The sequence below is a fragment of the Pseudomonas sp. 3A(2025) genome (genome assembly GCF_054589175.1).
On record NZ_BAAILM010000103.1, the window covers coordinates 1 to 282 of the forward strand.

Genomic DNA, 282 nt, shown 5'->3' on the forward strand with positions numbered 1-282 from the left:
TATGTCATCCACCATTACAACCAGGTCAGGCTCCACAGCTACAACGAATACCGCACGCCGGCCGATCAGGAAAGGCTGGCGGCCTAGCTCCTATAACTGTGTCCGGAATCAGTTGACCAGATCAAATACTTTATTGGGAGCGCAACGGCTTCTGTCTCTGGCTCAAGCGCCTCGAAGCCGAGCGGTTCAAAACATCGCCTGACATCACCGACGATGTGATCGTACTCAGCGTTCAAGAGTTGAACTGGCTGCTCGACGGTTTTGACCTTTGGCGCAACCGAC

General features: G+C 53.9%; 1 protein-coding gene. It reads left to right on the plus strand.

Going from position 1 to position 282, the window contains the following annotated elements:
- Window positions 1-125: 125 nt before the first annotated feature.
- On the plus strand, window positions 126-282 hold a 157-nt coding region (tnpB, locus tag ACYP2A_RS26570; protein WP_459748916.1), incomplete at its 3' end, for an IS66 family insertion sequence element accessory protein TnpB.